Source organism: Ktedonobacterales bacterium (genome assembly GCA_036557285.1).
Lineage (GTDB): Bacteria > Chloroflexota > Ktedonobacteria > Ktedonobacterales > DATBGS01 > DATBHW01.
Genome location: DATBHW010000082.1, coordinates 23,076 through 36,284, shown reverse-complemented (window position 1 = coordinate 36,284; position 13,209 = coordinate 23,076). Strand labels below are relative to the sequence as shown.

The window sequence follows — 13,209 nt, the reverse complement described above, 5'->3', positions numbered from 1 at the left end:
TGATACGACATCCCCTTGAAGGATCGCGCCTCGCGTGCAGCGCCGTCCCTGGCAGCGAACCCACTTGCAGCGCCGCCTGGAAGGCGGCAGGGGGGCTGAGGGGGCGTGTACCGCCGCCGTCCCTGGCGGCGCAACGCTGCGCCAGGGCGCACGCTGCCACCTGGAGCGCCGCCTTCCAGGCGGCTTATCGTTTCGCCGGAAGTCGCGGCGGCGCTGCGCGCGGATATAGTAGCATGCAGCATCTATGCCGTGAAGCCCCAATCCAGCAGCAAGCGCGCATCACGAAAGCGAGCGAAATCGCTCGGCGCGCCCAGAATCACCCCTAGAAGCTGATGCCCCTTGCGTGTCGCCGAAAAAACCAGGCAATCGCCAGCGTTGCCCGTCGTGCCGGTCTTGATGCCATCCGCGCCGGGATAGCCGCTGTTCGGCCAGAGAAGCTGATTGGTATTTTTGAGATGATATTTTTGGTGCTGGCTGGTAGCGGGGATGGTATACTCATAGGTATCTACGATGGAAGCAAACATAGGCAGCATCAGAGCATAGCGTGTCATTGCAACCAGATCGCCCGCAGAAGTATAATGCCCAGGCGCGTCCAGCCCATCAGGGTTCACAAAATGGGTATGCGTCAGGCCCAGGAAACGCGCCTGACTATTCATCAGATCGACAAAGTTTTTCCCCAGGTCTTTGCCAATCGCATCCGCGACAGCCACCGCCGCGTCATCCCCCGATGGCAGCATCAATCCGTACAGCAATTGCTGAATCGTCAGCACTTCGCCCTCGCGCACCCCCATGCGGCTGGCGTCTCCTGAGCCTTCCTTGACAGCATCCGCGCCAATCGTCACCAGTTCATCGAGATGCCCATACTCCAGCGCCAGCAAAACCGTCATGATCTTCGTGGTGCTTGCCATCGCCAGTTTCCTATTGGCGTTCAGGGTGAAGAAGACCGTACCCGTCTCCGCATCAACCAGCATCGCGGCATTTGCCTCAATCGCTGGAGCAGGCGTGGTCGGCGTCGGGATGGGCGTCGGGGCGCTGGTCGCCGTAGGGGTCGGCGTCAGCGCAGCAGTAGAGGTGGGGATGAGCGCGAGCGCATTATCCGGTTGGAGCAGCATAATGCCGCGTGTGACCAACCCGATCTCCAACAAAACCAGCACCGCCAGTAAGATAATTAAACGCCGTTGGCGTCGTCTCCAACGCTGATAGGCTTCAGATCGCGCCCAGGGTGGTATCCACATCGGCTCTCGCTCCTGCATCCTACTTGCTGAGTTCTTTACGTCCAATCATATACTACGTTTGGCATGCACAGATGTTAACAACGTCACATCCTATGCCCGCATGAGCGCGCAAAACCGCCCGGTTCCACCAACATGAGATGTTAGCAAGCGAGGCGTATTACTTGTAGCGCCGCCTTCCAGGCGGCTCAACGCTGGCCTGCTGGTACGGCGGCGCTACAAGTGGCAACCCTCGATAGTTGGTGGAACCACCGAATCCATGCCGCTGCTTGACAAGGCAGGCAAAGTTGGTATAATCAACAAGGAGGCAAGAGATCGACATATGTAAGGAGGCAAGAGACCAATGCGCGTGAAGAACCACCTGCCAGACGGCGCGCTGGCGCTGCTCCTGGCGACCCTACTCCTGGCGGGCTGTGATGCCCTCGGCACGACCAGCGCGCAGCCCTCCCCAACGGCCATTGCCACAACAGGGGCATCGGGCAGCCCAACGACTCCCCCTCAGAGTGATTGGCGAACGTATACGGATGCCACCTACGGCTTTCGCGTGGACGTGCCTGCGATTCTCCAAACGACCCTTCCACCTGACACTGGCGATAATCATATGGCCTCCTGGGCGTATAATTTCGGCGCGGGGCTGCCGCCAAAAGATCAGGCGCTCTTTACGGAAGTGAGTCTGACGCTCTTTGCCTCGATAACAGGCGGGCATCCCTGTACCCAGGGGAAACCCATCACGATTGGTTCGGGAGTAACGGCCTACGAAGATGATAGCCTGGATGCTCCTACTCCCCCTCCTGGCGATGGCGCCAGAGGCCCAGGGGGACTGGATGCCAACTGGGAGGCTGGTGGAGTCTATTTCCATATGAATTTGATTGCCACATCAGGAACCCCGCTCAGCCATGCCGCCTTTCGGGCGCGCTATGGCGCGATCTGGCAGCACATCCTGAACTCGTTCGTGCCAGGCCCGCCCGTCCCTAATACCCATCCCTGCGGTTAGAGCCAGCCGTGCCGCCAATCGGCGCGCAGCAGCCAGAGCAACCAGATACAGGAGGAGCTATGAAAACGAAAGGCTGGCATCGCTCGTTGATCGGGCTGATCTGCCTCTTGCCCTTCCTTGCCGGTTGTGGAGCGAATCTGGCAGCAGCAACGCCAGCGCCTCATGCGCTGACCGTCACCCGCAGCCAATGGCCCGCTGGGAATCGCTTTCCTCCTTTTGTGAAAACGAGCGATGATTCCGCCGGTGTTAACAGGCTGTATGATGCCATCCAGGCGCTGCCTCATTTTCAAGGCGTCTATGCTTGTGCGAATGATGATGGTTTGGCGTATGAGCTGACCTTTGCGCTGCCAGGCGTACCGAAGCAGCCAATCACTGTGGCTGGCACAGGGTGTCGTGGCGTCACGCTGAGCGACTCGGACATGCGCATGACTAATAAGGCGTTCTGGTCCCTGTTCGCCCAAACGCTGGGCGTATCGGAAGCTGACCTGTTTCCAGACCCCCTTTCCAACTGAACAGCATTGTAAGGAGGCAAGAGATCAATGCGCGTGAAGAACCACCTGCCAGACGGCGCGCTGGCGCTGCTCCTGGCGACCTTATTCCTGGCGGGCTGTGATGCCCTCGGCACGACCAGCGCGCAGCCCTCTCCAACGGCCACTGCCACAACGGAGGCGTCAGCCTCGCCAACACCCTCTATTCACGGCGATTGGCAGACCTATACCGACCCAAAATACGGTTTCCACCTGGACGTACCAGCCCTCCTCTCTATCTCCTTTCCTGTCGCACCCAGTGGTCCAGACGACTCATATGTCTCCTGGCAGTATGATCCCTCGAAAGGTCCGCCACCTTCAGGCCAGGCGCTGTTTGCAGAAATAACCGTTGGATACCATGCAACCGATACACTGACTGGCGGGAACCCCAACCCTTGCACGGTGGGGAGGCGCATCACGATTGGTTCGGGCGTGACGGCCTACGAAGATGATAACCCAAATTACCCCACGCCTGCTCCTGGTGGTGGCGCGAGCGGCCCACAGGGGCTTGATGTCAATGTGGTAACGGGAGGGGTCTATCTAGAGATCAGCCTCTTTGCTAACCCGCCAACTGGCACCCTGCGAACGCGCTATGGCGCGATCTGGCAGCACATCCTGAACTCGTTTGTGCCAGGCCCGCCCGTCCCTAATACCCATCCCTGCGGTTAGAGCCAGCCGCGCAGGCAGCTTTTACCGCAGGGGCCGCCGCTGTTTCTGCGCTTGCAACCGATGATGGATGCGCAGCAAACCAAAATAGACCAGCGCGCCCGGCAGGCCAAAGAGCGCGCAGCGGCGGCCAAGCTGTCGCCCCGCAGGTGGACGCCGCGCCGCATCGCGCAGAACGATCAGGGCAGGCAGCAGCCAGAGCAAAACGATCAGCAGAATGATCGAAAGATCGAGCAGGTGCAAGCCAAACATTCCGTCGCCCTCGCCAATAGGCCAGTACCGTAGCTTCTGTAAATCCTGTAGATTTTACACGCCAGCATCCTCTGCAACGGCTGCGACCTGCGGCGCCTGCGCTGCTGCCAGTTCGGCGGCGCGGCGGCAATAGCCATCAACGGCGTGGACATAGGCCGCGTGGCTCCAGGTCAGCGGCGAAACATGCGCCGGACGCCCGCTGTAGGGGTTCAACTGCTCGGTAAGCACACCGCTTGAGCTTCTCCAGCGGGCGCACCATTCCAGCAGAGCGCGCGCCCGCGTCAGGTCTTCGGGCCGCGCCGCCGCCTCAGTATACCATTCCGCCAGCCAGAGCGTGCAGATGAACCAGGGATTCCCCGGAACCTCCGGCTCGCCGCGCCCCTCGTAGCGGAAGCGATCCCCTTCATAGCGCGCGATGCCGCCTACCTCGGTGCGCACCCAGAGCCGTTCCTCGATGGCCCGCGCCGTCGAGACCACGCGGGGATCATCCGCTGGCAGCACACCAAAGCTCAGCGCGGCCAGCACGCTGCTGTCCAGCGTTGCGTCCGGGCAGAGGGCTGGCGATTCTTCGCCTGCGGCTCGCGCGCCCGCCCCTGGCTGCAACGTAACGCCGCGCAGAAAATAGCCGCGCTCCGCGTCATACAGATGCTGGTCCAGGCCAGCGCGCAGCGCCGCCGCGCCCTCAGCGAAGCGCCCGGCAGCCTCGTCATCGCCAAAGCGCCGGGCAAAGCATGCCGCCGCCTTCAGCCCCGCGATAGTCGCGGCGGTCGTAAAGGTATAGATGCCATAGCGTTCTTCCCAGAGGTCATAGGATTCGCGCGGCAGCGATCCATCCTCCAGCCGATAATACAGCAGAAACTCCGCCGCCGGACGCACCATCTGCTCATAAAGCTGTTCCAGGCCCGGATAGTCGGGGTAACGTTCGACGTGACCCCACAGTTCCCACAAAACCAGCGCGGTCTCGTCTTCCTGCACCGGAAGGGTTGGGCGGCCATCGCGCACCCAGGGATGCCAGGAACTACCCAGCGAGCCATCGGCGTGGTATTTATGCAGCAGATAGCCGCCGTGATAATACGTCGTTGGCGCGATCAGCCGGGCGCAAAACGCGTGGAAGGCGCGCGGAATCGCGGGATAGCCCGCGCCATCCAGGGCGTGGGCCACCAGCGCGCCATCGCGCGGCCACATATACGAGTAGGTATCGGCGTTAGACAGGGCGCTGTCGCCATCGTTCGCGGCGATGATCGCCCCGCCTGCATCGCACTGCGTGGCGATAATCAACAGGCTGCGGCGATAGAGTTGGATGAGCGCGTCGGGCAGATCGGCGAAATCGCGGGCTTTCGCCGGTTTCAGCCAGCCTCGCCAATGGCGGCGGGTGCGCTCCAGCAAGGCAGGCACGCCCACCTCGCGGACGCGCCGGTTGCGGTCACGCACCTCAAAGAAATCGCGCCCCGCGACCATCCAGTAATGCGCCGTGACCGTCCCGCCCGCTGGCAGGCGCATCTCCATCCCCGCGACTGAATCCACAAAGCCCTGCGCGATAGGGTTGCCGCTCAGCAGACCATCTTCGGCGTCGCGCCAGGCGCCCTCCAGGCCGCCGTATTCCTTCGTTCCAGTGGCGTACTGAGCGATACGCTCGCGCTGCTCGTTCGCCATATCAATCAGAAAATAGCGCCGCCCGCGATAGTGCAGCAGCGCCTCATTATAGGGTTCATAATAGGCGGTATCGCCCACGCCCGACTCTTCGATATGAAAGTCGTGGTGAAAGAACAGCCGCACCAGCCGCTCGCGGCCTGCCAGGTTGGTGATCTCGATCTGCTTCAGATAGGTATCATCATCCGGCGTGACGGCATCGTGGCAGCGCAGCCGCAGGCCCAGCGCCTCGCTGCTGAGGGCCACATCCGTAACCAGCGTATCGCCCCAATAATCCAGCCGCCGCTCCCAGCAGTCATCGCCCGACCAGGCAAAGCGGGGATCGGCCCCGTCGGCCTCGGCCACCCAGACGCCAAAGCGATTCGGGTGTCCAATCGTCTGATTGGAATGCCCGACGCGCGGATAATAGACATCGCGCAAGACATAACGCTGATCGAAGGTGATCAGCAGGCGCCCGTTTCCAACCGGCAGATCGCGTGGCATAGCTCACCGTTCTCAAGAATCTGGCGTTTTATGCCGAAGCATAAGACGACTCTTGTTCCTGCTTCATCGGGGACCGTTTCACACGCTTCTTCCGAGGCGTGCCAGAGCGTTCCTCTCCACAGGCGTTTAAGCTGTCCGACAAACTACCGGCCAGCTTCGCTAAATTGATCGCCGCGTTCAGATCGCGGTCAAGGACCAGGCCACATGCCTGGCAATGAAAGGTCCGATCTGCCAACATTAAGCCTTCATCCATCCAGCCACAGCCGGAGCAAGTCTTGCTCGATGGTTCCCAACGGCTGGCGAGCAACACGGTACTGCCGTACCAGGCCGCTTTGTAGATCAGTTGGCGTCGGAACTCGCCAAAGCCCACATCGGCTATGGCTTGCGCCAGGTGATGGTTCTTCAGCATACCCGTCACATGCAGGTCTTCGATCACAATGGTTTGCTTGGTTTTCGCTAGCATTGTAGTCAACTGATGCAACGTGTTCTGACGCTGATTGGCAACTTTTCGGTAGAGGTTTGCCAGCCGTTTTGTCGCCTTCTTGCGCTTCTTGGAGCCTTTCACCTTGCGGGACACCGCCCGATGGAAGCGCTTGATCTTTTTCAGACGGCGCTTGAGGTGGCGCGGGTTGGGAATGACGGTTCCGTCTGAGAAGGTGGCAAGCGCCTTCACACCCAGATCCACACCCACAACGGGGCCAGCATTCTCAGACGCCGCCTGCTCTTGCTCCACCTGGATGCTGACATACCAATGCCCCGCCTGCTCGCTCACGGTGGCCGACAGCACCTTGACGCCCGATGGAGGCAGATAGCCGCGCTCTTTCAAGCGCAGCCGTCCCAGGCGCGGCAACTGGATGGCATTTCGATAGACGACAATGGAGCCGGTCAGGCGGAAGCTGCCCAGCCCGCGCTTCTTGCTCTTGAAGCGTGGATAGCCGACCTTGCCGCGCCGCTTGCCCTCTTTCTTGAGTTGGCAACGCCGGAAGAAGTGGGCAAAGGCGCTGTCCAGGTTGCGCAAGGCTTCCTGGGGCGCGCATTTGGAGACCGCATACATCCAGGGTACGTCGGTTTTCTTCAGCGCGTTCAGTTCCCGGTGCAGTTCGATGGCGTAGGGGCTTTTGCCAGTGGCTTGGTAGTGTGCCTGTTTCACCTTCAAGCCCCAGTTGTAAGCGTACCGCGCTGCCCCGGCATGCTGTTTGCAGGCAGTCACTTGCTCGTTATTTAAGTCGAGTTCGGTCTTGTAGGCCCGCGTGACCAGCATCAGACATCCTCGCTTTGCATGGCCTGCTCAATGCAGGCTTTAATCTGTTCTGCCCGACGTTTGCTGTTCCGGCGGCCATAGATACGCGCCGCCATGCTGGTAATCACCGCCACGAAGTCGTCTACCAGATCATCTCCGGTATCACTCGGAGAGATGGCTTCTACCCGACGGCCCTGCTGCTCCAAGAGGGTGGTAATGTAGCCATAGCCAAAGCGGGTGAGTCGGTCTCGATGGTCCACCACCAGCACGCTAATCTTGGGACTGGTGAGTAACTTCTTCAGCTTGGGGCGGTCATCGTTGAGGCCAGAAGCAATCTCGGTCACTTCCACGGTCACCTGATAGCCTCGCGCGGCTGCGTACCCCCGTAGGCGCTCCATCTGACGAGTGGCATCCGCCTTCTGGTCCGCAGACGAAACGCGGGCATAGAGCGCCACACCAGACGGAGCGGGACGGGGTTCGCGCACAATGACCGTGCCAGTGGGCAACTGGTAGGCATCCAGTTGCCCAGCTTGCCACCATTTCCAGGCGGTCTTATAGGTCACGCCGACCTGTTTGGCATAGTCGCTCAACTTCATAGGCATAGTATACCACAAAAGTGGATACTATACAACAAAATCAGGATTTAATTATCACCCCCCCAAAGAACAGCAAAGCCTCCTGGCCTCTCTTAGCAAGAAGTATACATGGCCTCGGCTGTCAGGCCATCGGCAATATGCTGTATTCCGCCCAAACAGCAACGGGAAGGGCGCGCCCTTCCCGTTGCTGAACAAGCCTGATGGTGAAGCTGGCGCGGTGAAGCGCCAGGCCAGCGAAGGCTAGTAGCGGCCCCTGCCGCCATTGCCGCCGCGCCGGTCTCCGCCACGACCACCGCCGTAGCCGCCACCGCCGCGCCGGTCCCCATAGCCGCCATAGCCGCCACCGCTGCGTCCGCCACCACCGCCGCGATAGCCGCCGCGCTCCTCGCGCGGGCGCGCCTCGTTGACGGTCATGGGACGACCCCGCAAATCCTGCCCATTGAGCATGGTCACGGCCTGGGCGGCCTCGGCGTCGCTGCTCATCTCAACAAAGCCATAGCCCCGGCTTTGACCAGAGAACTTATCTGTCACCACATGCGCGGACGTGACCGTGCCAGCCTGCGAAAAAATCTCCGAGAGCTGGGCATCGTCAACATCATAGGGGAGATTACCAACAAAAAGATTGTTGCCCATCGAACCTTCTTCAAAACCTTTCTTACAGCCATAGCTGCGAAGCAGCTCATGAGAGCGAGGGCAGCAAGTGCGACGACTTCCATGAGCAGTGTGCAAAACAAGCAGCACAGAGCGGTCACGCGCAACTCTTCATGGCGCAGGAGCAAAAACAGGCGCCTGGACAATGGAGGGCAAGACAACTTGGTGCAACAGACACAGTATACCCCCAGAAAAGCGCCGTGTCCAGAAAGAAACCGACCGGCACAAACCGAAACAGGTTTGCAGCCGCGCCTCCTTTGCCGTATAATGAAGACTACATGGGGCGTCGAAGAAGCCGCTCCGCTTCAACTCTGCCTCACCAGAGGCTGCGCCGGGTGGCCCGGCTGGGCGTCACACAAGGCTTCTCCCGCTCGCCCCAGCGTACCCTTTCGCACAATCAGAGAGAAAAGAGGCGTCGGCCATGCTTTCTCCCTCCCCGCCCCTCGCGGCAGGCTGCTCATACGATTCCATGTTGTTCCTAGAGGCGAACGTATCTTGTCGGTAAGGAGACACTTCCATGTACAGAGGTCAGTCGGGCATGTTTTCCTGGTTGTTCCACCGCATCAGCGGGCTGGGCATCCTGCTCTTCCTGCTGCTGCATATCGTGGACATCACCCTGCTTGGCTTTGGCCCCAAGGTCTACAACGACGCGCTCACCATCTTCAGCACCTGGTACGTGCGCGTCGCCACGCTCTTCTTGATTGCCGCCGTCTTTTATCATGCCTATAACGGCGTGCGCATCATCCTGGTTGATTTCTGGCCCGCAATCGGCACAAAATACCAGCAAGCCATGTTCTACGTCGTGCTGGTGGCAACCATCGCCTCCTGGGCGCCCCTGGTCTACTTTATCGTCGGGCCTTGCTTTCAGCCAGGCGGCGCGTGTGGCAGCTAAATCTGCTGCGTGTCTGTTGAGAGGAGCAAACGACGATGGCAAAATCAACCACTGAAGACGCGCCAGCCAGGGCGCGCAGCGCGACCAGCAAACCCGCAACCTATGGCGCAGCCTCCAGGCCGAACGGCGGCTTTGAACTCTTTTCCTGGTATTTCTTCCGTATTTCCGGCGTGATCTTAATCTTTCTGGTGATTATTCACCTGATTCTCAATCATATCACCACTGACGTTTCCAAGACGGTGTATGATTACGTGGCCGAACGCTACGCTAACCCGTTCTGGCGCGTTTATGATCTGGTCCTGCTGACCCTGGCCCTGCTGCATGGGTTGAACGGCCTGCGCATCGTCATTGACGACAACGTGCGGGCGCGCGCCTGGCGGCTGCTGGCCCAGTCCACCGTCTGGACGATTGCCCTGGTCTTCTGGCTGATGGGAACGATGACCATCATCACCTTCCATCCAGGCGTCACCGGCGGCATCTCGAATTTCTTTGGGCTGCTGAAATAAGCGCCCGCTGGGGGGAGGAACTCATGGCCTATCATAAGTTCGACGTGGTGATTGTCGGCGCTGGAGGGGCGGGGCTGATGGCGGCATGCCAGCTTGCGGGCAATACCAGCGTGGCCGTCATCTCCAAGCTCTATCCCACGCGCTCGCACACCGGCGCCGCCCAGGGTGGGGTTGCCGCCGCGCTGGGCAACCGAGAAGAAGACCACTGGAAATGGCACATGTTCGACACCGTGAAGGGCGGCGACTATCTCACCGACCAGGACGCCGCCGAAGTGCTGGCCCACGAAGCCATTGACGCGGTGTATGACCTGGAGCATTGGGGCCTGCCCTTCAACCGCATGCCCGATGGCCGCATTGACCAGCGCCGCTTTGGTGGACACACGCGCAACTTTGGCGAAGGGCCGGTCATGCGCACCTGCTATGCCGCTGACCGCACCGGGCACATGATCCTCCAGACCATGTTTCAGCAATCCATCAAAAATCAGGTGCGTTTCTTCAACGAATATCTGGCGCTGGACCTGTTGATGAGCGATGGCGCGGTAACAGGCGTCGTGGCGCTGGACCTGCGCGACGGCGAGATGCACACCTTCCATGCTAAAGTAGTCCTGTTTGCTACAGGCGGCTATGGCCGCGCCTGGCGCATCACCAGCAACGCCCTGGCCTGCATGGGCGACGGCATGGCAATCGCCTATCGCCGGGGTATCCCCCTGGAAGACATGGAGATGTACCAGTTTCATCCCACCGGCCTGTATCGCATCGGCGTGCTGCTCAGCGAGGCGGCGCGCGGCGAAGGCGGCATCCTGCGCAACAGCACAGGCGAGCGATTCATGGAGCGTTACACACCCACGCTCAAAGACCTGGCCCCGCGCGATATGGTTTCGCGGGCTATCATCCAGGAGATCAAAGAGGGGCGCGGCGTCACGCCCACCAAAGATGCCGTCTATATTGACCTGACCCACCTGGGCAAAGAACTGATTGACGCGAAATTGCCCGATGTGACCGACTTTGCCCGCACCTATCTGACCATCGAGCCGATTAACGAGCCGGTGCCTATCCAGCCAACGGCGCACTACGCAATGGGCGGCATCCCCACCGACATCGAGGGCCGGGTGATTAGGGATGAACACAAGACCGTCGTGCCTGGCTTCTACGCGGCGGGCGAGGTGGCCTGCGTCTCGGTGCATGGCGCGAATCGCCTGGGTACGAATTCGCTGGTTGATCTCATCGTCTTTGGCCGCCGCGCGGGCAAGCATATCGCCCGCTTTATCAACGAGTGGGATTTCCTGCCGCTGCCCAAAGAGCCAGAGGCATTTGCCCGCGATATGGTGGAGCGCCTGCGCGCCAGGGACAAAGGCGAAGCGCAGATCAACATCCGCAATGAACTGCGCGATGAGATGATGGAGAACGTCGGCGTCGTGCGCGACGAGCAGAAACTGCTGCACGCGCAGAGGAAGCTTGTCGAACTGAAAGAACGCTTCCAACAGGTCGCCATTCAGGACAAAGGCCACACGTTCAATACCGAAATGATGGAAGTGATTGAACTTGGCTTCCTGCTCGATTGCTCCGAGGCGACGATTGCGGGGGCGCTGGCGCGCAAAGAGAGCCGGGGCGCGCACTACCGCGAAGATTTCCCCAAGCGCGACGACGCCAACTTCCTGAAGCACACGCTCGCCTATCGAGAAATGAACGAGATCGAACTGCGCTACAAGCCGGTGGCCCTTGGCACTTTTGAGCCGCAAGAAAGAAAATACTAGGTATTTGGGGCAGGCACAGCGGAGGCATTAAGCACATGGACATCAAACGCAGTGGCTCACAGCCTTCTGGCAAAGGATCAGCCGAGTATTTTACTGGCGCGGTCCGCATTGACCCCCTGTTCCAGGCGCCCGATCCGGCCCGCGCGGTCGGCGCCAGTGTCACGTTCGAGCCTGGCGCTCGGACCGCCTGGCACAGCCACCCGCTGGGCCAGACCCTGATCGTGACGGCTGGCTGTGGCCGGGCGCAACGCTGGGGAGGTTCAATCGAGGACATTCGTCCGGGTGACGTGATCTGGTTCCCGCCAGGGGAGAAACATTGGCACGGCGCCACGCCAACTACGGCCATGACGCACATCGCCATTCAGGAACAGCTTGACGGCAAGACCGCCGACTGGATGGAACAGGTCGGCGACGAACAGTACCAGGGCTGATCGTGGAAGAAGATCGTTCCCACCTTTCACTCTTAGAATGCCTCACAAAAACGGTCCACCCTTGCGGGTGGGGTTGTAGCGCCAGCGTCCAGGCTTTCTGGGGTGGGGCAATCGCCGGTTTTGTGCGGGACTCTTAGGACGCCTCACACAACCTCCGCACGAGCAGGGGCGGGGTTGTAGCGCCGTCCTTCCAGGCGGCAGGGGTGGGGCCAACCGTCGGTTGTGTGAGGTATTCTTAGGCGCGGCGTCAGCCGCCAGCCCCTTCTGAGGAGCATAGAGATGAATCTTACCGTAAAAATCAAGCGGTTCAATCCCGACGTGGATAAAAAGCCGCACTGGGAAACCTACCAGATCGACGCCGACCCGATGGATCGGTTCGTTGATGTACTGAACGAAATCAAGTGGCGGCAAGACGGCACGCTCACCTTCCGCCGCTCCTGCATACATGGCGTCTGCGGCTCCGATTCCATGCGTCTCAACGGGCGCAACATGCTGGCCTGCAAAACGCTGGTACAAGACCTGGGCGCTAAAATCACTGTCGAGCCGATGCTGGGCTTCCCGGTGATCAAAGACCTGGTCGTGGATATGGACCCCTTCATGGCGTCCTACGAGAAGATCAGGCCCTATCTCATCAACGACGAGCCAGCGCCCCACACCGAGCGGCTGCAAAGCCCAGAGCAGCGCGCGCGCTACGACGAGAGTACCAAGTGCATTCTTTGCGGAGCCTGCACCGGATCGTGTCCTTCGACCTGGGCCAACCCGGATTGGGTCGGCCCGGCCTCAATTGTCAACGCCCATCGCTTCATCTTCGACAGCCGCGACAAGGGCGCTGCCGAGCGGCTGAACATTCTGAGTGACCGGCTGGGTGTCTGGCGCTGCCGCACTATCTTCAACTGCACCCAGGCTTGCCCGCGCGACATTCCCGTCACCGCTACCATCGAAGAAGTCAAGCGCGCCCTCATCTATGGCGATACCGAAACCAAATAAGCGCCGCTGACATGAGTCATCCCGAATGTTATGAGATGCGGCTCGGCAACGCTGCTGGCTGGTGGCGCCGCTGGCGAGCAGCGGGAGCGTCCCCTGCGCAGCGCCGCCGTCCCGGCGGCTGAACGCTCCGCCAGCGATCACGCTCACCGTGAGCGGCTCGGCTTGCCAGCGATGGGCCGCCGTCCCGGCGGCGCTGCGCACGAGGCGTTCGCTTGCCCTACCAGCACACGCTATAGCAGGATAAAATTCGGGATGTCTCATGTTTATCGCGCGCTTTCCTGGAGCGCCCGATACCTCTATACATCTCGCCTGCCCTCTGCTATACTGACGCTCGCTTAGCAGACGTTC

16 protein-coding genes are annotated in these 13,209 nt (G+C 60.6%); 10 read left to right on the top strand and 6 right to left on the bottom strand.

Annotated features, from left to right (window positions below):
• Nucleotides 1-34 precede the first annotated feature (34 nt).
• Nucleotides 35-229 carry a hypothetical protein gene (locus VH599_22520; protein ID HEY7351101.1) on the top strand — a complete coding sequence of 65 codons (195 nt, stop codon included), beginning with the start codon at nucleotides 35-37 and terminating at the stop codon, nucleotides 227-229.
• A 13-nt stretch (nucleotides 230-242) separates the two neighbouring features.
• On the opposite strand, the gene VH599_22515 is transcribed toward VH599_22520, so the two are convergent.
• Entirely contained in the window at nucleotides 243-1,235 is a 993-nt protein-coding gene (locus VH599_22515) for a D-alanyl-D-alanine carboxypeptidase family protein (protein HEY7351100.1), read from the bottom strand.
• Between the two features lie 340 nt (nucleotides 1,236-1,575).
• Between VH599_22515 and VH599_22510 the strand changes: the two genes are divergently transcribed.
• Genes VH599_22510 through VH599_22500 form a run of 3 tightly spaced genes read left to right on the top strand, consistent with a single transcriptional unit; the run spans nucleotide 1,576 to nucleotide 3,422 of the window.
• Nucleotides 1,576-2,226, top strand: a complete 651-nt coding sequence (locus VH599_22510) for a hypothetical protein (GenBank protein ID HEY7351099.1) — start codon at nucleotides 1,576-1,578, stop codon at nucleotides 2,224-2,226.
• Between the two features lie 59 nt (nucleotides 2,227-2,285).
• Nucleotides 2,286-2,738 carry a hypothetical protein gene (locus VH599_22505; GenBank protein ID HEY7351098.1) on the top strand — a complete coding sequence of 151 codons (453 nt, stop codon included), beginning with the start codon at nucleotides 2,286-2,288 and terminating at the stop codon, nucleotides 2,736-2,738.
• Between the two features lie 27 nt (nucleotides 2,739-2,765).
• A complete protein-coding gene (locus VH599_22500; protein HEY7351097.1) occupies nucleotides 2,766-3,422 on the top strand; it encodes a hypothetical protein in 657 nt (218 codons plus the stop codon).
• A gap of 21 nt (nucleotides 3,423-3,443) precedes the next feature.
• On the opposite strand, the gene VH599_22495 is transcribed toward VH599_22500, so the two are convergent.
• The 5 genes from VH599_22495 to VH599_22475 all read right to left on the bottom strand — a co-directional run bounded on the left by VH599_22495 (nucleotide 3,444) and on the right by VH599_22475 (nucleotide 8,273).
• Entirely contained in the window at nucleotides 3,444-3,671 is a 228-nt protein-coding gene (locus tag VH599_22495; GenBank protein ID HEY7351096.1) for a hypothetical protein, read from the bottom strand.
• 54 nt (nucleotides 3,672-3,725) lie between these two features.
• Complete coding sequence (locus VH599_22490; GenBank protein ID HEY7351095.1) at nucleotides 3,726-5,804, bottom strand: glycoside hydrolase family 15 protein; 2,079 nt, start codon at nucleotides 5,802-5,804, stop codon at nucleotides 3,726-3,728.
• A gap of 28 nt (nucleotides 5,805-5,832) precedes the next feature.
• The gene (locus VH599_22485; GenBank protein HEY7351094.1) at nucleotides 5,833-7,065 is read right to left on the bottom strand and encodes an RNA-guided endonuclease TnpB family protein; all 1,233 of its coding nucleotides are present in this window, start codon (nucleotides 7,063-7,065) and stop codon (nucleotides 5,833-5,835) included.
• Complete coding sequence (locus VH599_22480; GenBank protein ID HEY7351093.1) at nucleotides 7,065-7,646, bottom strand: IS607 family transposase; 582 nt, start codon at nucleotides 7,644-7,646, stop codon at nucleotides 7,065-7,067. The genes VH599_22485 and VH599_22480 overlap by 1 nt, the downstream gene beginning before the upstream one ends.
• 234 nt (nucleotides 7,647-7,880) lie before the next feature.
• The gene (locus VH599_22475) at nucleotides 7,881-8,273 is read right to left on the bottom strand and encodes an RNA-binding protein (GenBank protein HEY7351092.1); all 393 of its coding nucleotides are present in this window, start codon (nucleotides 8,271-8,273) and stop codon (nucleotides 7,881-7,883) included.
• Nucleotides 8,274-8,808: 535 nt separating this feature from the next.
• On the opposite strand from VH599_22475, the gene sdhC reads away from it, so the two are divergent.
• The 6 genes from sdhC to VH599_22445 all read left to right on the top strand — a co-directional run bounded on the left by sdhC (nucleotide 8,809) and on the right by VH599_22445 (nucleotide 13,200).
• Nucleotides 8,809-9,183: a succinate dehydrogenase, cytochrome b556 subunit gene (gene sdhC, locus VH599_22470; protein HEY7351091.1), complete on the top strand. Its 375-nt coding sequence runs from the start codon at nucleotides 8,809-8,811 to the stop codon at nucleotides 9,181-9,183.
• Between the two features lie 35 nt (nucleotides 9,184-9,218).
• Nucleotides 9,219-9,689 carry a succinate dehydrogenase gene (locus VH599_22465; protein ID HEY7351090.1) on the top strand — a complete coding sequence of 157 codons (471 nt, stop codon included), beginning with the start codon at nucleotides 9,219-9,221 and terminating at the stop codon, nucleotides 9,687-9,689.
• 23 nt (nucleotides 9,690-9,712) lie between these two features.
• Nucleotides 9,713-11,443, top strand: coding sequence for a succinate dehydrogenase flavoprotein subunit (gene sdhA / locus VH599_22460; GenBank protein ID HEY7351089.1), 1,731 nt, complete (start codon nucleotides 9,713-9,715; stop codon nucleotides 11,441-11,443).
• A 35-nt stretch (nucleotides 11,444-11,478) separates the two neighbouring features.
• Nucleotides 11,479-11,874 (top strand): cupin domain-containing protein, encoded by a 396-nt coding sequence (locus tag VH599_22455; protein HEY7351088.1) that lies wholly within the window; start codon nucleotides 11,479-11,481, stop codon nucleotides 11,872-11,874.
• A 279-nt stretch (nucleotides 11,875-12,153) separates the two neighbouring features.
• Entirely contained in the window at nucleotides 12,154-12,861 is a 708-nt protein-coding gene (locus VH599_22450) for a succinate dehydrogenase iron-sulfur subunit (protein ID HEY7351087.1), read from the top strand.
• A gap of 30 nt (nucleotides 12,862-12,891) precedes the next feature.
• Entirely contained in the window at nucleotides 12,892-13,200 is a 309-nt protein-coding gene (locus VH599_22445; protein ID HEY7351086.1) for a hypothetical protein, read from the top strand.
• The last annotated feature ends 9 nt before the right edge of the window (nucleotides 13,201-13,209 follow it).